We start from the raw sequence: 18,784 nt of genomic DNA, 5'->3' as shown, positions 1-18,784 counted from the left end.
TTTCGGCAGGCAGACTTAGCGCAGTATTGGAACCTCCGGCGCGCGTTTGCCCGGCGCCGTCAGCGCAGGCGGCTGCGGGCCGCCGGTGGCCCAATCCAGAAGCTCCACCGTATGCACGATGGGCAACGCAGTGCCGGAGCCGATCTGCATCATGCAGCCGACGTTGCCTGCCGCGATCAGGTCGGGGCTCTTTGCCTCCAGCGTCTTCACCTTGCGCGCCTTCAGCTCGGCGGAAATGTCCGGCTGCATCAGGTTATAAGTGCCAGCCGACCCGCAGCAGAGATGGCTGTCGGCGGGCTCCACCACGGTGAAGCCTGCGCGTTTCAGCAGTGTCTTCGGATGGGTCTTGATCTGCTGCCCGTGCTGCAGCGAGCAGGCAGCGTGATAGGCCACGGTCAGCCCCTTGTCCGCGCCCTCGGGCAGCTCCAGTTGCATCAGCAGTTCGGAGACATCCATCGCAATGGCCGAGACGCGCGCCGCATCCGCCGCCAGCGGCTCATTGCGGAACATGTGGCCATATTCCTTGACCGTGGTGCCGCAGCCGGAGGTGTTGATGACAATGGCGTCCAGCCCCTGCCCGTCCATCTCTGCCGTCCAGGCGCGGATGTTCTTGGCAGCGGTGGCGTGGCTTTCGTCCTCGCGCCCCATATGGTGGGTCAGCGCACCGCAGCAGCCCGCGCCCTTGGCCACCACCACCTCACACCCCAGCCGGGTCAGAAGGCGGATGGTGGCGTCGTTGATATCGGTGTTCAGCGCCTTCTGCGCACAGCCGGTCATCAGCGCCACGCGCTTTTTGCGCGGCACTGCGGGGGCAAAGCTTTGCGGATCGTCGTTGCGGCTCACCGGCGGGATGTGTTTCGGCGCCATGTCCAGCATCGCCCGCAGCCGCGGATCGGGCAGCAGCCCCTTGAAAGGCCTGGCCAGCTTGGCGCCCATCAGCGCTAGCCGGAACCGGGTCGGATAGGGCAGGATGCGGGCCAAGAGCCAGCGCAGGGCCTTATCGCTCCAGGGCCTGTCGTAGTGTTTTTCAATGTAAGCGCGGGCATGATCAACCAGGTGCATGTAATGCACGCCCGAGGGGCAGGTGGTCATGCACGCAAGGCAGGACAGGCAGCGGTCGATATGCTTGACGGTCTTGGCGTCCGGCACCCGCTCATTCTCCAGCATGTCCTTGATCAGATAGATCCGGCCGCGCGGGCTGTCGAGTTCGTCGCCCAGCACCTGATAAGTCGGGCAGGTCGCGGTGCAAAAACCGCAATGGACGCAAGTGCGCAGGATCTCATTGGCGCGTTTGGTGCCGGGGTCCTGGAGTTGCTGCTCGGTGAAAGTGGTTTGCATGTCTTACCCCATTAAGCCCGGATTGAGGATGCCGCGCGGGTCGAACTGCCGCCGCAGCCCTTCGGAAATCGCTGCCAGAGGCGCTGGCTGCGGCTGGAACACGCCCAGCCGCGCGCGGGTGTCCTGCGAAGCCCGCACCAGAGTGGCGTGACCCGGCACATTGATCCTTGCGCGCAGATCCGCGCCCTCCGGCACCAGCGCCCAGATCAGCCCGCCGCCCCAATCGAATTGCAGCGCCTCCGCCTGAAGCTGCGGCGCCAGTTCCGCCGCGTCCGAGGGCTTCACCGAAATCCGCCAGACATCCCCCGCGCGCCCGTGAAAGGCCGAGACATCGCGCAGGCTCTGCCACAGGTCTTGGGCCTGCTCCTGCACCTCGGCCTTGCCAAAGGGCGACAACATCTCCGCCAGCCTGCCGCTGCGGTAGGCGGTGGAACCGGCAAACCCTTCCACCCGGATGCACACCTGACCGGCCTCTGCGTCATAGGCCGCGCCGGTGACGTCATATGGTGAACCCAACGCCGCTGACATCGCCCGCACTGCCTGCGGCAAGTCGAGCCCGGCCACCGTCACCGTCGCCTCCGCCTCGGCCCGCGGCAGCACCTTGAGCGATACCTCCGTCAGCACTCCCAGCGTGCCGTGTGCCCCGCAGAGAAGTTTGACAAGGTCATAGCCGGTCACGTTTTTCATCACCCGGCCGCCGTTCTTCACCACCTGGCCGGACCCGTCCACGAACCGAACGCCCAGCAAGTGATCGCGCGCCGCGCCCGCCTGGATGCGCCGGGGGCCGGAAATGCCCGCGGAAATCACACCGCCAATGGTCGGCTCCTCTTCGGTGCCCAGCAGCCCGCGGTGGTCCATCGGCTCAAATGCCAGCCGCTGGTTCTGGGCGGCCAGCAGCGCCTCCACCTCCGCAACCGGCGTGCCCGCCTTCACCACCAGCGTCAGCGCGCCGGGCTCATAAAGCTCGATACCGGACAGGGCACGTGTGCTCAGCACATCCCCGTCCACAGCCAGCCCGCGGCTGCCGCCGCCCTGAATGCACAGCGGCCCGCTTGCGCCTGCGATGGCTTCGGCCAGTTCTGCCTCGCTCCCTGGTGTCATCATTCTCATCTTTCCGGAAATACTCTGGGGGGGGTTTGGGGGCCAGCCCCCAGTTATTCAGCTGCCAATGGCGCCCGCCGGCCTTCTGTCACCGACAGCGGAAACACCTTGGCCGGATTGAGCAGCCACTTGGGGTCAAACACATCCTTGACCTTCAGCTGCGCCTCCAGATCCGTTTCATCGTACTGGTGCAGCATCAGATCCCGTTTCTCGATCCCCACCCCATGCTCGCCGGTCAGGCAGCCGCCCGCCTCGACGCACAGCTTCAGGATTTCGGCGCCAAAGGCCTCGCAGGTCTCCAGGTCGCCCGGCTTGTTGGCATCGAACAGGATCAGCGGGTGCATGTTGCCGTCGCCCGCGTGAAAGACATTGGCCACGTCCAGACCGAATTCCTGGCTCATCTCGCCGATCCGGCGCAGCACAAAGGGCAGCGAGGACACCGGGATGGTGCCGTCCAGGCACATGTAATCGTTGATCTGCCCCATGGCGCCAAAGGCGGATTTGCGGCCCAGCCATATGCGGGCGGCCTCATCCGCATCTCCGGCCTCGCGCAGCTCCACCGGGTTGTGCGACCGGGCAATCTCCATGATCAGTCCAAGCTGGTGATCAATCTCCGCCGGGCTGCCCTCCACCTCGATAATGAGGAGCGCCTCGCACATCGGGTAACCTGCCTTGGCAAAGGCCTCGCAGGCCTCAATGCAGGGACGGTCCATGAATTCGATGGCAACCGGCAGCACGCCTGCCTTGATGATGTCGCTGACACAGGCGCCGGCCACCTCATTGCTGTCAAAGGCGATCAGAACGGGGCGGGCTCCCTCCGGCTTGCGCAGGATGCGCAGGGTGGCCTCCGTCACCACGCCCAATTGCCCCTCGCTGCCGCAGATCACACCCAGCAGGTCCAGCCCGCCCGAATCCAGATGGGCGCCGCCGATCTCCACCACGGTGCCATCCATCATCACCATGGTCACGCCAAGCAGGTTGTTGGTCGTCACCCCGTATTTCAGGCAATGCGCGCCGCCGGAGTTCATCGCGATATTGCCGGCAATGGCACAGGCCAGCTGCGAGGAGGGATCGGGCGCGTAGAAGAACTCTTCCTCCTCCACTGCACCGGAGACGCTCAGATTGGTGCGGCCGGTCTGCACCCGGATGATGCGGTTCTCGTAGTCGGTCTCCAGCACCTCATTCATCCGCGCCACGCCCAGGATCACGCAATCCGCGGTGGGCAGCGCCCCGCCCGCCAGCGAGGTGCCCGCCCCGCGCGGCACCACCGGGACGCCTTCCTCGTGGCAGATGCGCAGAATGTCTGAGACCTCCTGCGTGGTGCGCGGCAGCACCGCCAGCAGCGGCGGGCATTTATAAGCGGTCAGCGCATCACATTCATAGGCGCGGGTCTCCATCTCATCCTGGATGACCGCATCGGCGGGCAGCACAGCCAGCAGCCGCTCAGCAATCCGCGCTTTGCGGGCCAGAATGGCGGGGTTCGGGGATGGCATCTCCATGGGGCTCTCCTCTTTGGTAAAATAATATTACCAATTTATCGCATCTGGCAAGGGGCGGATTGCCGCGCTAGGGTCTGGCCATGATCTGGACCACCCGCCTTGCACAGTTTTCCCTGTTTGACCTTGCCGCCCTGACCCTGCTGCTCGCCAGCTGGCTGTGGATCGGCTGGCGGATCGAGAACCCGCCAAAGGGGCGGCCGTCGGTGTCCTGGCTGATGGCGGACTTCCGGCGCGACTGGATGAAGCGGATGGTAGAGCGCGACCCGCGGATCTTTGACGCCCAGCTGGCAGGCAACCTGCGCCAGGCCACCGCCTTTTTCGCCTCAGCGGCGATGATCGCCATTGGCGGCGGGCTGGCGCTGATCGGCAATACAGAACAGCTGGCGGGCGTTGCTGAGGACCTGATCCAGGACAGCGCCCCGGCCTTTGTCTGGGAGGTGAAGATCCTGGTGGTGCTGCTGTTCCTGTCGAATGCCTTTCTGAAATTCGTCTGGTCCCACCGGCTGTTCGGTTATTGCGCTGTGGTGATGGCGGCAGTGCCGAACGACAGCGGGGATGCTCTGGCCTATCCGCGCGCCGCGCAGGCAGCTGAGATCAGCATCAGTGCCGCGCGCAGCTTCAACCGCGGCATGCGGGCAACCTATTTCGCCTTGGCCGCGGTGGCCTGGCTGGCGGGAGCGTTGGCCCTGGCCGGTGCAGCGGTGATCACCTTTGCCGTCCTCTACCGGCGTGAATTTGCCTCGCACTCGCGCGCGGTCCTGATGCGCATCCCGCCGGAAAGCGACGGGGACACGGTTTCGTGACTGCGCCGCTCCGCCTGCAAAGATATGGTGCGGGCATGAAACAACTGCTTCTGCCGCTCCTGCTGACAACCGCCGCCCTGCCCGCCCTTGCGGATGAGCCGGTGATCGAAAACACCACGGCCCGCCAATCCGGCGGCGGCTGGACCTTCAATACCACCCTGTCCCACCCGGATACCGGATGGGAGCATTATGCCGACGGCTGGCGGGTGCTGGACATGGACGGGAAAGAGCTGGGCATGCGGGTGCTGGCGCATCCGCATGAGCACGAGCAGCCCTTCACCCGGTCATTGAGCGGTGTGCAAATCCCGGAGGGCACAACTCAGGTGCAGATCCAGGCCCGCTGCCTGGTCGACGGATGGGGCCGGGATACGTACGTCCTCACCCTGCCGTGACTTCACCTTTCTGAGAAAACTCGCGCCGCAGGCATGCGCCTGCCAGGCGCATTCACACCCTGTGAGACGGCTCACACCCGGTGATAGGGGCTGCCGGCCAGAATGGTTGCAGCGCGGTAGATCTGCTCCGCCAGCATCACCCGCACCAGCATGTGCGGCCACACCATCTTGCCAAAGGAGATCGAAAAATCCGCCTCAGCCCGCAACGAAGGGTCGATCCCGTCCGCGCCGCCGATGATCAGCGCCAGGTCCTGGCGGCCGCTGTCGCGCCAGCCGGCCAGCTTGTCCGCGAAATCCGGCGAGGACAGCAGCTTACCGCGCTCATCCAGGGTGCAGATCACCGCGCCCTTGGGCAGCGCTTTGCGCAATAGCGCCGCCTCGGCGGCCATGCCTGCGTTTTTCTTGTCCTCGATCTCCACCACCCGCGCAGGCCCCAGGCCCAGCGCACGGCCGGTCCGGTCGAACCGGGTCAGGTAGTCGTCGATGAGGGATTTTTCCGGGCCAGAGCGCAAGCGGCCGGCCGCACAGATATGCAGGCGCATGAAATTCCTGAAGCAATCCGGCCCGCACCCTGCGCGCGGGCCTGCATCTATTCAGCCTGGGATCAATCCTCGGCTGCCGGAGTTGCCGGAGCAGACTCGGCACCTGCGGGCATCCACATCTTCTCAAGCTGGTAGAACTCGCGCACTTCCGGGCGGAAGAGATGGACGATCACATCGCCGGTGTCGATCAGCACCCAGTCGCCTGCATCCTTGCCTTCGACCTTGCAGCTGATCCGGAACTCCTGCTTGAGCCGGTCCATCAGTTTTGCCGACATTGCCGCAACCTGGCGGGTGGAGCGGCCGGACGCCAGCACCATATAGTCGCCGATCGAGGTCTTGCCGCGCAGGTCGATCTGCACAACATCTTCGGCTTTGTCATCGCTGAGTGAGGAGAGAATCCGCTCCAGCAGCTGTTCGCTGGTGGGCTGGGACTGGGCGGCCATCACGGCTGCCCCATTAACAGCGGCACCTGCCGCTTGAGGTACGGGTGACAGGACATAGTCCTCCTTGCAACGCGCCGCCAAGCCCCGGCGCCGGGCCTGTTAATAATGTAGCAACCAGTTGGTGAATTTTCAATGAAACCCCGCTCTGGCGATGCAAGCCATGGGCTTTACTCCTCATTTCCCTCAGGTGCAACCCTGACCGGCAGCGGGTCGTTCAGCATCCGCACCTCGCGCTGCGGGAACGGGATTGAGATGCCCTGCGCCTGGAACGAATCCCACAGCGCCAGAAAGACGTTGCCGCGGATATTGGTCAGCCCGCCGGTGGGATCGTCGATCCAGAACCGCAGCACATAATCGACGCTGCTGTCGCCAAACCCGGTGATGTGGCAAACCGGCTTCTTGCTGCCGTACTGCAGCACCCGGTTGACGCTGGAAGCCGCTTCAATCGCGATTTTACGGACCTTGTGGGGATCATCGCCGTAGGCGGTGCCAAAGGTCAGGTCCAGGCGGACAAATCTGTCCGAATGCGACCAGTTCACCACCTGAGTGGTGATCAGATCCTCATTCGGGATCAGATACTCCCGCCCGTCGCGGGTTACGACGGAAACATACCGGGCGCCCAGCGAGTTGATCCAGCCGAAGGTTTCGCCCAGCGAAATCACGTCTCCCGGCTTGATCGACTTATCCAGCAGAATGATCAGGCCGGACACCAGGTTCGACACCACCTTCTGCAGGCCGAAGCCAAGGCCCACGCCGATGGCGCCGGACAGCACCGCCAGCCCGGTCAGGTCGATGCCGATGGCCTTCAGACCGATGAAGAACGCGCCGCCGAACAGCAGGATCTGGGCCAGCTTGGCCCCCAGCACCTGCATTGAAGGGGAAATCTCAGAGTTGGAGCGGATCCGGTTTGCCGCCATCTGGGAAATCACCCGTGCCAGCGTCAGCATCACCCCGAGGATGACAACCGCCTGAACCACCAGAAACAGCGAGATTCTCAGGTCGCCGAAGTCAATGGCGATGCTGTCCAGCAGCGCGGTGGCCTCCTGTGTGATCCCCAGGATGCGCAGGGTGATCCAAACCCATGCGCCGTATTTCACAATGTTGCGCAAAAGCGGGTTGCCGACCAGCCGGGTGGCAAAGGAGACGATCAGCCAGGCCAGCGACAGGTTGGCGGCCACCGCCAGCAAGCGGGAACGGCTGGGCCAGGTGGCCTCCTGCATGATCAGGACAACTGTCCAGATCAGCACCACGAACAAGACCCCGCGGATCCGCTTGTGCACCACCAGCCCCAAACGCATCCGCCAGCGCGGCCAGCCTTCACGTGCGCGCAACCAGTTGTGAAACGCCTGGCTGATCGGCCGCGCGATCAGGGTCGCCAGCACAAAGAGGGCCACCCCGATCCCCACCTGATAGGCGTTCCAGGGTCTTAGCAGCAGTTCGATGCCGCCGGCGGCGAATTCCCAAAGCTGCTGTCCAAGCTCGATCGCTTCAGCGGCGCTTTCCGCCAGCGCGTCCTTGGGTTGGGTCTGCTCTTCCGGCTCCATCACGCCCCCTTTTTCCTGCAGTCTGCCGTCCCCGCAGGTTTTGATCAAGAACACACCCTGAAAGCAAAGAGCGGCGCGGCGGCACACGTCCGGTTCCAGGCCTGCCGGCCGTGCAACGGAGAACGAATCTTGATTGCCGGCCCCAGCGGATGTATCTGACAGCCATGACCCTCGTATTGGCCCAAAAGATCGAACTGCAAGACCGCGCCCGCCTGCGCGAGCGGTTCTTTGGCGCCGCCCGCACGGTCCTGGCGCGCCTATAAGGTGCCTGCCCAGCCCTAAGCCAGCATACCCAATACATCACGGGAGAGGACCCATGTCCCCCAAGACACTCTATGACAAGATCTGGGATGCGCATGTTGCGCATGAAGCAGAGGACGGCACCTGCCTGCTCTATATCGACCGCCACCTGGTCCACGAAGTGACCAGCCCGCAGGCGTTCGAAGGCCTGCGCATGGCCGGCCGCAAGGTGCACGCGCCCGAAAAGACCATCGCGGTGCCGGACCACAACGTGCCGACCACGCTGGACCGTGCCAAAGGCATCGAAAACGAGGAAAGCCGCATCCAGGTGGAGGCGCTTGACAAGAACGCCAAGGAATTCGGCGTGCATTACTACCCGGTGGATGACGTCCGCCAGGGCATCGTGCACATCGTCGGCCCGGAACAGGGCTGGACTCTGCCCGGCATGACCGTGGTCTGCGGCGACAGCCACACCGCCACCCATGGCGCCTTCGGCGCGCTGGCACATGGCATCGGCACTTCTGAGGTGGAGCACGTGCTGGCCACTCAGACGCTGATCCAGAAGAAGTCCAAGAACATGAAGGTGGAGATCACCGGCAAGCTGAAGCCGGGCGTCACCGCCAAGGACATCACCCTGGCCGTGATCGGCGAAACCGGTACTGCCGGCGGCACCGGCTATGTCATCGAATACTGCGGCGAAGCGATCCGCGATCTGTCGATGGAAGGCCGCATGACCGTCTGCAACATGGCGATCGAAGGCGGCGCCCGCGCAGGCCTGATCGCGCCGGACGAGACCACCTTTGAATATGTCAAAGGCCGCCCGCACGCCCCGAAGGGCGCCCAGTGGGAAGCGGCGCTGAACTGGTGGAAGACGCTGTACACCGACGAAGGCGCGCATTTCGACAAGGTGATCACTCTGAAGGGTGAGGACATCCAGCCAGTCGTGACCTGGGGCACTTCGCCCGAAGACGTGCTGCCGATCACCGGTGTCGTGCCGAACCCCGAGGATTTCAGCGGCGGCAAGGTCGAGGCGGCGCGCCGCTCGATCGAGTACATGGGGCTGACCCCCGGCCAGAAGCTCACCGACATCGAAATCGACACCGTGTTCATCGGCTCCTGCACCAACGGCCGCATTGAGGACCTGCGCGCCGTGGCTGAGGTTGTGAAAGGCAAGAAGATCAAGGACGGCATGCGCGCCATGATCGTTCCGGGCTCCGGCCTGGTGCGGGCGCAGGCCGAGGAAGAAGGCCTGGCCGAGATCTTTCAGGATGCCGGTTTCGAGTGGCGCCTTGCGGGCTGCTCCATGTGCCTGGCGATGAATCCCGACCAGCTGGCCCCGGGCGAGCGTTGCGCTGCAACCTCGAACCGGAACTTCGAAGGCCGCCAGGGCTATAAGGGCCGCACCCACCTGGTGTCCCCTGCCATGGCTGCCGCCGCTGCCCTGACCGGCAAGCTGACCGACGTGCGCGAGCTGATGTAAGGAGCCAGAAGCATGGAAAAGTTCACAAAGATCCAAGGCGTTGCTGCACCGATGCCGCTGGTCAACATCGACACCGACATGATCATCCCGAAGGTGTTCCTGAAATCCATTCAGCGCACCGGTTTCGGCAAGAACCTGTTCGACGAGATGCGCTATAACCGCGACGGCACCGAGATCGAGGATTTCGTGCTGAACAAGCCGCAGTACCGCAACGCCGAGATTCTGGTGGCGGGCGACAACTTCGGCTGCGGCTCCAGCCGTGAGCACGCGCCCTGGGCGATTGCCGATTTCGGCATCAAGTGCATCATCTCGACCTCGTTTGCGGACATCTTCTTTAACAACAGCTTCAAGAACGGCATCCTGCCGATCGTGCTGCCGCAGGAGCAGGTCGACGTCCTGATGGCCGACGCGGAGAAGGGCGAGAACGCCCGCATGACCGTGGACCTGGAAGCGCAGGAGATCACCACCTCGGACGGCGAAGTGATCAAGTTCGACGTGGACCCCTTTAAGAAGCATTGCCTTCTGAATGGTCTTGACGATATCGGCCTGACCCTGGAAAAGGCCGATTCGATCAAAACCTTCGAGTCAAGGGCTGCGCAGGAGCGTCCTTGGGTCTGACCCTTTGCCCTGAAACTGAGACTCATTGGAGCCGCCCGCCCGGGCGGCTCTTTCATTTTTCGGCCCCGCTAGATTCGCACCGCACGTCAGCAGGCGCGCCAGCCTTGTGCCGCCAATTTTCCAAACTACAGCATATGGTAGCGCGCCCGCGAACCTCCGCTTACACCCCCAAAGCGCTGATGCAATCCCGCACCAGTCCCGCGGTCAAAGTACCCCCTGCCGCACTGCCGGGCCTTGAGCGGAATACCGCCAACCGGCACCATCAGGGCAAAAATGAGGCAGAGCACCCCGAACCCTACCGGGGGGGCTTAAAAGCCGGACACAGAGGCGAAAACGCCCGCGCCGGTCGAAGGGAAACAAAGACGTGTTTGCACGCATCACAGGCGCGGCGTTCCGCGGCATACTGGTGGCCATGCTGTTTGCGATGCCGACGCTGATTCTGCCGGCATCCGCCACCGAGTCGCCCGAGATCATCCTGTTTATCGCTCTGCTGGGCTCGGCCCTGGCCTTCAGCGAATACGCCTCGCACTTCCCCAGCTTCGTGGAATTCCGCAATGCTCCGCCGATCAACCGCATGCGCTTTGCCGCTGTTGCCGTCACCGTCGGCGCGCTGAGCCTGCTGGCAGCGCATCCGCTGGCCCCGACCGGGCTGACGGCCCTGGTGCAGCGGCTGGGCGGCTGGCTGGGCGGCCAGCTCGACTTTGCCTACTCGCCGGTGCAACTGGCGGTGCTGATGATGCCGCCGCAGATTTCCGAGGCCACGGTGCTGATGGTGCGCGACGCCGCCGGGCTGGCCTGTTCGATTGCCGGCATCGCGATCGCCGTCTTTGCGCTGGTGATCCGGATCGGGAACTGGCCGGTGGGCAATGGCGCCTTCAATGTATGGGTCAACCTGCCGCTGTTCGATCCTACCGCCGGTGGCGATGTGGTGCAGCGGCTGCAGCGGGACGGGCGGATCAATATCGTCGGCGGCGTGCTGCTGCCTTTCGCCCTGCCCGCCGCGGTCAAGCTCACATCCGGCCTGGTGGATCCTGGAATACTGGCCGCACCGCACATGCTGATCTGGGCGATCAGCGCCTGGGCGCTGATGCCGGCCTCAATGATCATGCGCGGCCTGGCGATGCTGCGCATTGCCGGTCTGATCGCGCAAAAGCGCCGCGCCGCCTGCAGCGATGCGGATAAGGCATTGCAGACTGCATGAGGCAGCTGGCGGCCGGCCTCCTTCTGACCCTCGCCGCTGCAACAGGCCGGGCCGAAACCCTGCGCATCGCGACCTTCAACACAGAGCTGTCACGCGACGGGCCAGGGCTGCTGCTGCGCGACATCGAACGCGGCACAGACCCGCAGGCAGCCGCCGTTGCGGATGTTATTGCCGCCGTGCAGCCGGACGTGCTGGCGCTGCAAGGAATCGACTGGGATTATGAAGGCCGGGCGCTCGCCGCGCTGGCTGGTCGGCTGGCGGACAAGGGCCTGAGCTTTCCGTACCGCGTGTCTTTGCAGCCCAATGCAGGGCTGCCGCCCCCCGCCCCGCTGGATCTGGACGGCGACGGCCGCGCCGGCGGGCCGCGCGACAACCAGGGCTATGGCCGGTTCCGCGGCCAGGGCGGCATTGCGCTGCTGTCGCGCCTGCCCGTCAGCCACGAGGGGATCCGGGACTTTTCTGCCTTTCTGTGGCGCGACCTGCCGGACGCGCTGCTGCCGCAGCACCCGGACGGCCGGCCCTTCCCCTCGCCAGAAGCGCAGGCCGTGCAGCGGCTGTCCTCCACCGGGCATTGGCTGGTGCCGGTGGATCTTCCGGATGGGCGGCGGCTGAATGTAATGACCTTCCATGCTGCTCCGCCTGTGTTTGACGGGCCGGAAGACCGCAACGGGAGGCGCAACCAGGACGAAATCCGACTGTGGCAGCTGCTGCTGGACGGCCGGCTGGGGCCGGTGCCAGAAGCGCCCTTTGTCATTGCCGGCGACGCCAATCTTGACCCCGCAAAGGGCGAAGGCCGCAAACAGGCGATCCGCAGCCTGCTGGCAGACCCGCGCTTGCAGGACCCGCAGCCGCAAAGCCCGCAAGGCACCGCGACGGTTGACTGGCAGGGCATTGGACAGATGCGGGTGGACTATGTGCTGCCCTCCGCCGGGCTGACGGTAGCCGGCAGCGGCATTGCCTGGCCCGATGCCCCGGATGCGGCCGCAACCGCCGCCAGCCGCCACCGGCTGGTCTGGGTGGATTTGTTGCTCGACTGACCCGCCGCACCACAGCTTCATCGCGCAGGCAAATCCCCCTCAATCCCCTTTATTTCCAAGGGCCGTTATTGACCCTGCCCCGCTGTCCCGCTACGCCCTTGCCAGCTGTTTTTTTGGAGGATCCCCATGCCCAACCCATCGATTCTGATTCTGCCCGGCGACGGGATCGGCCCCGAAGTTATGACCGAGGTGCGCAAGATCATCACCTGGTTCGGCGACAAGCGCGGCCTGCAGTTCGATGTGAGCGAGGATCTGGTCGGCGGCGCAGCCTATGACAAGCATGGCAAGCCGCTGGCGGATGAGACCATGGCCAAGGCACAGGACGTCGATGCGGTGCTGCTCGGCGCCGTCGGCGGCCCCGCCTATGACGACCTGGACTTTTCGGTGAAGCCCGAGCGCGGCCTGCTGCGCCTGCGCAAGGAAATGGACCTTTATTCCAACCTGCGCCCGGCGCAGTGCTTTGATGCGCTGGCGGACTTCTCTTCGCTGAAGAAGGACATCGTCGCGGGCCTCGACATCATGATCGTGCGCGAGCTGACCTCCGGCGTCTACTTCGGCGAGCCGCGCGGCATCTTCGAAGAAGGCAACGAGCGCGTCGGCATCAATACCCAGCGTTACACCGAGTCCGAGATCGAGCGTGCCGCCCGGTCCGCGTTTGAGCTGGCGATGCGCCGCAATAAAAAGGTCTGCTCGATGGAGAAGGCCAACGTGATGGAATCCGGCATCCTGTGGCGCGAGGTCGTGACCCGCGTTGCCGCCGATTACCCCGAGGTCGAGCTGTCCCATATGTACGCCGACAACGGCGCCATGCAGCTGGTGCGCGCGCCCAAACAGTTTGACGTCATTCTGACCGACAACCTGTTCGGCGACATCCTGTCCGACTGCGCCGCGATGCTGACCGGCTCTCTGGGCATGCTGCCCTCCGCGTCCCTCGGCGCGCCGATGGAAAACGGCCGTCCCAAGGCGCTCTATGAGCCCGTGCACGGCTCTGCCCCCGACATCGCGGGCCTGGGCAAGGCCAACCCGATCGCCTGCATCCTGAGCTTTGCAATGGCGCTGCGCTACAGCTTCGACCAGGGTGCCGAGGCCGACCGTCTGGAAGCCGCAGTCGAGAAGGTGCTGGCCGACGGCGTGCGCACCGCGGACCTCTTGGCCAGCGAAGGCGTGGAGCCGGTCTCCACCAGCCAGATGGGCGACGCCGTGGTTGCTGCGCTGGACGCAAGCCTCTGATTTCCCGGACATTCTCCGGAACACTCCTAGCCCCGCCCGGTTGTCCGCGCGGGGCTTTTTCGTGCCGTCCGGCACCGGGCCCGCAGCCGCACAAAAGAATTCCCGAAAACCGCATCTTTCTGTGGAATCGCCCTTGTCAAACCCCGCGCCCTGAGCTATTTCGCCCTCCACGGTCGGAGTGTAGCTCAGCCTGGTAGAGCACTGTCTTCGGGAGGCAGGGGTCGGAGGTTCGAATCCTCTCACTCCGACCAATAAAACAAGGCGCCCTCGGGCGCCTTTGTTGTTTTCAATACGTTAGCAAGACAGAACCACAGCTCCCCTCGCAGGCGCCTGTTTCGGCGTTCAGGCTGCTTTCATTGCGGAGCGTTTCAGCTGCTTCCACAGCACATCCAGCGTCTGCTTGGTGCTGCGCGGGTCGCGGTACAGGCGGATTTCAAGGTCGGTGCCCAGCCGCTCGTCTACGATGGCAAACCGGCCGGAGGCGATCTCCTGGCGGCACAGGCTCAGCGGCAGCCAGCCCATGCCGAACCCCTCCTGAATCATCGCTTTGACGCTGTTGGCCAGCGCGTTCTGATTGACCACAAAGACCTTTTGCGTGGACAGCAACTGGGTCAGCGCAAACTCCTGCACCGAGCGCAGCGCGGACACCGCGCCATAGGACAGCAGCGGCACCGCGTCCTTGCTGCCGGCCGCAAACCCGAATTCCGGCGCGCCGTCCGCCGTGGTGCGCGAGACCGGCACATAGCGGTCGGTCGACAGGGTCAGGTATTCGAAATTTGCGACCTCCAGCGGCCCCAGGAAATCCATCGACGGGTGCCAGTAAGTCAGGATCACATCGCAATAGCCCTGCTGCAAAGCGCTGACGAACTGATCGGCGGCCCAGGAGGTGGAGTTAAGGTCGGTATCCACCCCGCCTTCGCTCGCCAAGGGCGCAATCAGGGTCTTGTAGTGCGTCATGTAAAGCGACTGCGAAGCGGCAAAGCGGATCACGTTTTCGCCCGCCGCATCAATCGTCTGGCAGCGCTCGATGGTTTCCTCGTAGGTGCGCAGCATGATACGGGACTGGGACAGGAACACCTCCCCCGCCGGGGTCAGCGTCAGCGGCAGGGTCTCGCGGTTGATCAGCCGCACGCCGATCTCATTCTCCAACGCCCGGATACGGCGGGAGAAAGCCGGCTGGCTGACATTGCGCTCTTCGGCCGCGCGCGAGAAATTCTTGCACGCGACCAAAGCCTCGAAATCCTTGAGCCAGATGATGTCCAACTAGCGTCCCGTCCTAGCCGGCGGCCACCGCATCCAGCCTGTCTTCCTCGACAGCGTGGCAGGCAACAAGGCTGCCATCGGGCTGGTGAATGGCTTTCGGCTTTTCACTCTTGCATCGTGCGTCCGCAAAGGCGCAGCGGCTTTGGAACGGGCAGCCTGTCGGCAGGTTGATCGGCGTCGGTATCTCGCCCTTGAGGCGGATATGGTTCGGCCGGTCGTCCTTCAGCTGCGGCACCGCGGACAGCAAGGCCCGAGTATAGGGGTGTTTTGGGTTGGAGAACAATGTCGCGGTGTCCGCAACTTCGCATACCGACCCGAGGTAAAGAACCGCAACACGGGTGCCGAAGTGCTCCACAACACTCAGGTCGTGCGTGATGAACAGATAGGTGAGGCCGCGGCTCTCCTTGGCTTCCAGCATCAGGTTCAGCACCTGCGCCTGAATCGACACGTCCAGCGCGCTGATCGGCTCATCGGCGATGATGAATTCCGGGTCCACCGTCAGGGCGCGGGCAATGGCGATCCGCTGGCGCTGGCCGCCGGAAAACTCATGCGGATAGCGCTTGGCCCAGCTGGGATCGACGCCCACCGACAGCATCACCTCTGTCACCTTGTCCCGCACTTCCGCCGCCGAGGCGTTGGGATAGTGGTGGCGCACCGGTTCCTCCAGCGCCTGGCGGATGGTCATGCGCGGGTTGAGCGAGGCATAGGGGTTCTGGAAGATCATCTGGATCTTCTTGCGCAGCGGCTGCATCGCGCCGCGTGACAGGTTGTCGATGCGCTGGCCGTCATAGTGGATCTCGCCCGCAGACGGGCTCAGCAGCCCTGCCACCAGCCGCGCCACGGTAGACTTGCCGCAGCCCGACTCGCCCACCACACAAAGCGCCTCGCCCTTGCGGGCCTCCAGCGAGATGTTGTTCACCGCATGGACCGAGCGGGTCTCCCGCACGAACTTGCCCTGTTTGAACTTCAGCGTCTCCAGGAATCCGCGGTCGAGATCGAACCGCTTTTCCAGGTTCCTGATCTCCAGCAGCGGGCGGTCAGTGTTTACGTCCTTCATGCCCGTGCCTCCTGACGGTCTTCATCGCTGTGCAGGCGCTGCACCTCATGGCAAGCCACTTCGACCTCGCCGTAATGCACGGTTTCCGGCACCCGGCTGCGGCACAGGTCGGTGGCGTATTTGCAGCGCGGGTTGAAGGCGCAGCCCTGGGGAATGCTGGCCAGGCCCGGCATGTTGCCCGGGATCTGCTTCAGCCGCTGCCCCGGCACCGTCTGCTGCGGCAGCGCGTTGATCAGGCCCTGGGTATAGGGATGCTGCGGGTCGTTGATGATCTCCCGGGTCCGCCCGGCTTCGATGATCCGGCCCGCGTACATCACCAGCGTGCGCTCGGTCATCTGGCTGACCACGCCCAGGTCATGGGTGATCAGGATCAGCCCCACCTGGTTGGACTGGCACAGCTCCAGCATCAGCTCCATGATGTCGGCCTGAATGGTCACATCCAGCGCAGTGGTCGGCTCATCCGCGATGATCAGCTGCGGATCCAATAGCAGCGCAATCGCGATGATGATCCGCTGGCGCATGCCGCCCGACAGCTCGTGCGGGTACTGCTCCAGCCGTTCCTCGGGCGAGGGGATATACACCTCGCGCAGCTTGACGATGGCAATCTGGCGCGCTTCTTCGCGGCTGAGTCGGCGGTGCGCCATCAGGGTTTCGATCATCTGCTGGCCAATGGTCAGCACCGGGTTCAGCGTCACCATCGGATCCTGGAAGATCATCGCCATCCGGTTGCCGCGTAGGTTGCGCAGGCGCTTGTCGCTCATCTGAACGACATCCTCGCCGTCGAACAGGATCTGGCCGCTGTCGATATAGCCCGGGCGGCTCAGCAGATTCATCAGCGAAAAGCCGGTGATGGACTTGCCGGCGCCGCTTTCGCCGACGATGCCCAGACGCTCGCCCTTGGCCAGGTCAAAGGAAATGCCGTTGAGGGCGGTAACCGTCTGGTCGCGCATGGCGAATTTGACGGTGAGGTCGCGAACGGAAAGAAGGCTCATCGCGTTACCCCTTGTAGAGTTTCGGGTTCAGGACGTCGCGCATCCAGTCGCCCAGCAGGTTGATGACAAGGACCAGCACCACCAGCACCACGCCGGGAATGGCGGTGATCCACCAGCTGCCGGAGAAGATGTAGTCGAAGCCGGAGGAGATCAGCGAGCCAAGCGACGGCTGGCTCGGCGGCATGCCCAGGCCCAGGAAGCTGAGCGAGGCCTCGGAGATGATCGCATTGGCGACCTGCACGGTGGAGATCACGAAGATCGGCGACAGCGAGTTCGGCAGGATGTGCCGCACCATGATCCGCATCGGGCCAAAGCCCAGCACCCGGGCGCTGTCGACGTATTCCTTCTTCTTCTCGGCCAGCACGGTGGCGCGCACGGTGCGGGCGTACTGCGGCCACTCCGCCACCCCGATCACCGCGATCAGAAAGACGACGGCATAGCGGTTGAAGGTGTCAGAGCCGAACATCGCCTGCGTCACAGCCAGAAAGATGATCGCCACCATCAGGGTGGAGAACGACAATTGGATATCGGCAAGCCGCATCAGCAGGCTGTCCAGGCGGCCGCCGACATAACCGGCCAGCAACCCGATGGAGATGCCAAGAAAGGCCTGCAGTGCCACCGCACAGATACCGATCAGCAGCGACAGGCGGGTGCCGTACAGGATCGTCGACCACAGGTCGCGGCCCTGGTCGTCGGTGCCCAGCATGAATTCCGGCAGGGCGCCGTCGATCCAGACCGGCGGGTATTCGGAGTTCATAATGTCAATGGATCCCGGATCGTAGGGATCATAGGGCGCGATCAGCGGCGCCAGAAAGGCCGCCACGGCAATCATCAGGAAGACAACCATGCTGATCACCGCCACCGGATTACGGCGGAAGCTGTAGCCCATGTTGGAATTCCAGACCTTGGACCAGCGCGACGGTTCAGATTTCGGGTTCAGCGTTTCGGTGCTCATGCGCCCATCCTCGCAATGTTCACGGTCGGGTTCACCAGGCCATAGATCAGGTCGACGATGGTGTTGGTGACCACAAAGATGAAGCCGACAACAATCAGGTAGGCCACGATCAGCGGTGTATCGACACGGTTCACCGCCTCAAGGAACATGAAGCCCATGCCCGGCCACTGGAACACCGTCTCGGTCAGGATGGTATAGGCCACCATGGTGCCGATCTGCACGCCGCCCACGGTGATCACCGGCAAAAGCGTGTTCTTCAGCGCGTGGACAAAGTAGATGCGCCACGGGTTGATACCCTTGGCTTTGGCGTATTTCACGTATTCCGACTGCAGCACTTCCATCATCTCAGCCCGGATCAGTCGGACAAACAGCGGCAGCATGATCGACGCCAGCGCAAAGGAGGGCAGAATGATGTGCATCCAGCCGTCGGCGGTGGCAAAGTTGGTCTCCCAATAGCCCCAGACATGCACGGTGTCGCCGCGCCCGTAAGAGGGGAACCAGCCGTATTCCACCGAGAACACAAAGATCATCAGAATGGCGGTCAGGAACACCGGGATCGAGATTCCGACAATCGACAGGCCCATGATGATGCGGCTGATGATGCTGTCGGGCTTGATCGCGGTATAAACGCCCAGCGGCACTGATAAGCCGACGATGATCAGGGTGGCCCCGAACACCAGCTCCAGCGTCGCGGGCAGCTTCTTCAGGATCACGTCCAGCGCCGGCTCCTTGAAGAAATAGGAGGTGCCCAGATCGCCCTGCAGCGCATTGCCGGCAAAGCGCAGGTATTGAGTCACGAAGCTGTCGTTCAGCCCCAGCTCATCGCGCAGCTGCTGGCGCACTTCTTCGGACACCGACTGGCCGACCAGCTCGCGCAGCGGGTCGCCCAGGTTGCCCTGGATGGCAAAAGCAATCAGCGAGATGACGAACATCACCGCAATCGCCTGAATCACTCGCTTGGCGAGATAGGCAAACATCTTCCTGACCTTTGTAGAGTTCGATGACAGCGCAGGCGGCAATGCCCAACGGATCGGCGGCGCCTGCAACCG

General features: G+C 63.9%; 19 protein-coding genes and 1 tRNA gene. 9 read left to right on the top strand and 11 right to left on the bottom strand.

What is annotated here, in order from left to right; all coding sequences use genetic code 11:
- Positions 1 to 15 precede the first annotated feature (15 nt).
- Genes glcF through ACTRWG_RS06245 form a run of 3 tightly spaced genes read right to left on the bottom strand, consistent with a single transcriptional unit; the run spans position 16 to position 3,938 of the window.
- A complete protein-coding gene (glcF, locus tag ACTRWG_RS06255) occupies positions 16 to 1,338 on the bottom strand; it encodes a glycolate oxidase subunit GlcF (protein ID WP_027235467.1) in 1,323 nt (440 codons plus the stop codon).
- Between the two features lie 3 nt (positions 1,339 to 1,341).
- Positions 1,342 to 2,439: an FAD-binding protein gene (locus ACTRWG_RS06250; RefSeq protein WP_462829121.1), complete on the bottom strand. Its 1,098-nt coding sequence runs from the start codon at positions 2,437 to 2,439 to the stop codon at positions 1,342 to 1,344.
- A gap of 53 nt (positions 2,440 to 2,492) precedes the next feature.
- A complete protein-coding gene (locus tag ACTRWG_RS06245) occupies positions 2,493 to 3,938 on the bottom strand; it encodes an FAD-linked oxidase C-terminal domain-containing protein (protein WP_027235469.1) in 1,446 nt (481 codons plus the stop codon).
- A gap of 80 nt (positions 3,939 to 4,018) precedes the next feature.
- Between ACTRWG_RS06245 and ACTRWG_RS06240 the strand changes: the two genes are divergently transcribed.
- Together ACTRWG_RS06240 and ACTRWG_RS06235 are read left to right on the top strand one after the other, a co-directional pair.
- On the top strand, positions 4,019 to 4,741 hold the full coding sequence (locus tag ACTRWG_RS06240; RefSeq protein WP_027235470.1) for a DUF599 domain-containing protein: 723 nt from the start codon (positions 4,019 to 4,021) through the stop codon (positions 4,739 to 4,741).
- A 35-nt stretch (positions 4,742 to 4,776) separates the two neighbouring features.
- Positions 4,777 to 5,133, top strand: a complete 357-nt coding sequence (locus tag ACTRWG_RS06235) for a hypothetical protein (protein WP_027235471.1) — start codon at positions 4,777 to 4,779, stop codon at positions 5,131 to 5,133.
- Between the two features lie 71 nt (positions 5,134 to 5,204).
- On the opposite strand, the gene rlmH is transcribed toward ACTRWG_RS06235, so the two are convergent.
- The 3 genes from rlmH to ACTRWG_RS06220 form a co-directional block, all read right to left on the bottom strand.
- Positions 5,205 to 5,675: a 23S rRNA (pseudouridine(1915)-N(3))-methyltransferase RlmH gene (gene rlmH / locus ACTRWG_RS06230; RefSeq protein ID WP_027235472.1), complete on the bottom strand. Its 471-nt coding sequence runs from the start codon at positions 5,673 to 5,675 to the stop codon at positions 5,205 to 5,207.
- 62 nt (positions 5,676 to 5,737) lie between these two features.
- Entirely contained in the window at positions 5,738 to 6,118 is a 381-nt protein-coding gene (rsfS, locus tag ACTRWG_RS06225) for a ribosome silencing factor (protein WP_462829113.1), read from the bottom strand.
- Positions 6,119 to 6,285: 167 nt separating this feature from the next.
- Complete coding sequence (locus tag ACTRWG_RS06220; RefSeq protein WP_027235474.1) at positions 6,286 to 7,662, bottom strand: mechanosensitive ion channel family protein; 1,377 nt, start codon at positions 7,660 to 7,662, stop codon at positions 6,286 to 6,288.
- A gap of 164 nt (positions 7,663 to 7,826) precedes the next feature.
- On the opposite strand from ACTRWG_RS06220, the gene ACTRWG_RS06215 reads away from it, so the two are divergent.
- From ACTRWG_RS06215 to ACTRWG_RS06185, 7 genes are all read left to right on the top strand, one after another.
- Entirely contained in the window at positions 7,827 to 7,925 is a 99-nt protein-coding gene (locus tag ACTRWG_RS06215) for an isopropylmalate isomerase (protein ID WP_226429013.1), read from the top strand.
- A gap of 53 nt (positions 7,926 to 7,978) precedes the next feature.
- Positions 7,979 to 9,382: a 3-isopropylmalate dehydratase large subunit gene (gene leuC / locus ACTRWG_RS06210; RefSeq protein ID WP_027235475.1), complete on the top strand. Its 1,404-nt coding sequence runs from the start codon at positions 7,979 to 7,981 to the stop codon at positions 9,380 to 9,382.
- Positions 9,383 to 9,394: 12 nt separating this feature from the next.
- The gene (gene leuD, locus ACTRWG_RS06205; protein ID WP_027235476.1) at positions 9,395 to 10,000 is read left to right on the top strand and encodes a 3-isopropylmalate dehydratase small subunit; all 606 of its coding nucleotides are present in this window, start codon (positions 9,395 to 9,397) and stop codon (positions 9,998 to 10,000) included.
- Positions 10,001 to 10,364: 364 nt separating this feature from the next.
- Positions 10,365 to 11,201 carry a hypothetical protein gene (locus ACTRWG_RS06200; RefSeq protein WP_027235477.1) on the top strand — a complete coding sequence of 279 codons (837 nt, stop codon included), beginning with the start codon at positions 10,365 to 10,367 and terminating at the stop codon, positions 11,199 to 11,201.
- Entirely contained in the window at positions 11,198 to 12,238 is a 1,041-nt protein-coding gene (locus ACTRWG_RS06195) for an endonuclease/exonuclease/phosphatase family protein (RefSeq protein ID WP_027235478.1), read from the top strand. The genes ACTRWG_RS06200 and ACTRWG_RS06195 overlap by 4 nt, the downstream gene beginning before the upstream one ends.
- Positions 12,239 to 12,364: 126 nt before the next feature.
- Entirely contained in the window at positions 12,365 to 13,468 is a 1,104-nt protein-coding gene (gene leuB / locus ACTRWG_RS06190; RefSeq protein ID WP_027235479.1) for a 3-isopropylmalate dehydrogenase, read from the top strand.
- Positions 13,469 to 13,642: 174 nt separating this feature from the next.
- Positions 13,643 to 13,719, top strand: a tRNA-Pro gene (locus tag ACTRWG_RS06185).
- 91 nt (positions 13,720 to 13,810) lie between these two features.
- Here the strand turns inward: ACTRWG_RS06185 and ACTRWG_RS06180 are convergent.
- Genes ACTRWG_RS06180 through ACTRWG_RS06160 form a run of 5 tightly spaced genes read right to left on the bottom strand, consistent with a single transcriptional unit; the run spans position 13,811 to position 18,712 of the window.
- Positions 13,811 to 14,731 carry a LysR family transcriptional regulator gene (locus ACTRWG_RS06180; RefSeq protein WP_027235480.1) on the bottom strand — a complete coding sequence of 307 codons (921 nt, stop codon included), beginning with the start codon at positions 14,729 to 14,731 and terminating at the stop codon, positions 13,811 to 13,813.
- A gap of 13 nt (positions 14,732 to 14,744) precedes the next feature.
- Positions 14,745 to 15,788, bottom strand: a complete 1,044-nt coding sequence (locus ACTRWG_RS06175) for an ABC transporter ATP-binding protein (RefSeq protein ID WP_027235481.1) — start codon at positions 15,786 to 15,788, stop codon at positions 14,745 to 14,747.
- Positions 15,785 to 16,780 (bottom strand): ABC transporter ATP-binding protein, encoded by a 996-nt coding sequence (locus ACTRWG_RS06170; RefSeq protein ID WP_027235482.1) that lies wholly within the window; start codon positions 16,778 to 16,780, stop codon positions 15,785 to 15,787. The genes ACTRWG_RS06175 and ACTRWG_RS06170 overlap by 4 nt, the downstream gene beginning before the upstream one ends.
- Positions 16,781 to 16,784: 4 nt before the next feature.
- Positions 16,785 to 17,735, bottom strand: coding sequence for an ABC transporter permease (locus tag ACTRWG_RS06165; protein ID WP_027235483.1), 951 nt, complete (start codon positions 17,733 to 17,735; stop codon positions 16,785 to 16,787).
- The gene (locus ACTRWG_RS06160; RefSeq protein ID WP_027235484.1) at positions 17,732 to 18,712 is read right to left on the bottom strand and encodes an ABC transporter permease; all 981 of its coding nucleotides are present in this window, start codon (positions 18,710 to 18,712) and stop codon (positions 17,732 to 17,734) included. The genes ACTRWG_RS06165 and ACTRWG_RS06160 overlap by 4 nt, the downstream gene beginning before the upstream one ends.
- Between the last annotated feature and the right edge of the window lie 72 nt (positions 18,713 to 18,784).

The sequence above is a fragment of the Leisingera sp. G5_S3_59_S7 genome, from assembly GCF_054968485.1.
This window is presented reverse-complemented; position numbering and strand designations above follow the sequence as displayed.

Excerpts from the sequence above, each read along its gene's own strand:
- glcF (WP_027235467.1), bottom strand. The coding sequence starts at position 1,338 with ATGCAAACCACTTTCACCGAGCAGCAACTCCAGGACCCCGGCACCAAA.
- ACTRWG_RS06250 (WP_462829121.1), bottom strand. The coding sequence starts at position 2,439 with ATGACACCAGGGAGCGAGGCAGAACTGGCCGAAGCCATCGCAGGCGCA.
- ACTRWG_RS06245 (WP_027235469.1), bottom strand. The coding sequence starts at position 3,938 with ATGGAGATGCCATCCCCGAACCCCGCCATTCTGGCCCGCAAAGCGCGG.
- ACTRWG_RS06240 (WP_027235470.1), top strand. The coding sequence starts at position 4,019 with ATGATCTGGACCACCCGCCTTGCACAGTTTTCCCTGTTTGACCTTGCC.
- ACTRWG_RS06235 (WP_027235471.1), top strand. The coding sequence starts at position 4,777 with ATGAAACAACTGCTTCTGCCGCTCCTGCTGACAACCGCCGCCCTGCCC.
- rlmH (WP_027235472.1), bottom strand. The coding sequence starts at position 5,675 with ATGCGCCTGCATATCTGTGCGGCCGGCCGCTTGCGCTCTGGCCCGGAA.
- rsfS (WP_462829113.1), bottom strand. The coding sequence starts at position 6,118 with ATGGCCGCCCAGTCCCAGCCCACCAGCGAACAGCTGCTGGAGCGGATT.
- ACTRWG_RS06220 (WP_027235474.1), bottom strand. The coding sequence starts at position 7,662 with ATGGAGCCGGAAGAGCAGACCCAACCCAAGGACGCGCTGGCGGAAAGC.
- ACTRWG_RS06215 (WP_226429013.1), top strand. The coding sequence starts at position 7,827 with ATGACCCTCGTATTGGCCCAAAAGATCGAACTGCAAGACCGCGCCCGC.
- leuC (WP_027235475.1), top strand. The coding sequence starts at position 7,979 with ATGTCCCCCAAGACACTCTATGACAAGATCTGGGATGCGCATGTTGCG.
- leuD (WP_027235476.1), top strand. The coding sequence starts at position 9,395 with ATGGAAAAGTTCACAAAGATCCAAGGCGTTGCTGCACCGATGCCGCTG.
- ACTRWG_RS06195 (WP_027235478.1), top strand. The coding sequence starts at position 11,198 with ATGAGGCAGCTGGCGGCCGGCCTCCTTCTGACCCTCGCCGCTGCAACA.
- leuB (WP_027235479.1), top strand. The coding sequence starts at position 12,365 with ATGCCCAACCCATCGATTCTGATTCTGCCCGGCGACGGGATCGGCCCC.
- ACTRWG_RS06175 (WP_027235481.1), bottom strand. The coding sequence starts at position 15,788 with ATGAAGGACGTAAACACTGACCGCCCGCTGCTGGAGATCAGGAACCTG.
- ACTRWG_RS06170 (WP_027235482.1), bottom strand. The coding sequence starts at position 16,780 with ATGAGCCTTCTTTCCGTTCGCGACCTCACCGTCAAATTCGCCATGCGC.
- ACTRWG_RS06165 (WP_027235483.1), bottom strand. The coding sequence starts at position 17,735 with ATGAGCACCGAAACGCTGAACCCGAAATCTGAACCGTCGCGCTGGTCC.
- ACTRWG_RS06160 (WP_027235484.1), bottom strand. The coding sequence starts at position 18,712 with ATGTTTGCCTATCTCGCCAAGCGAGTGATTCAGGCGATTGCGGTGATG.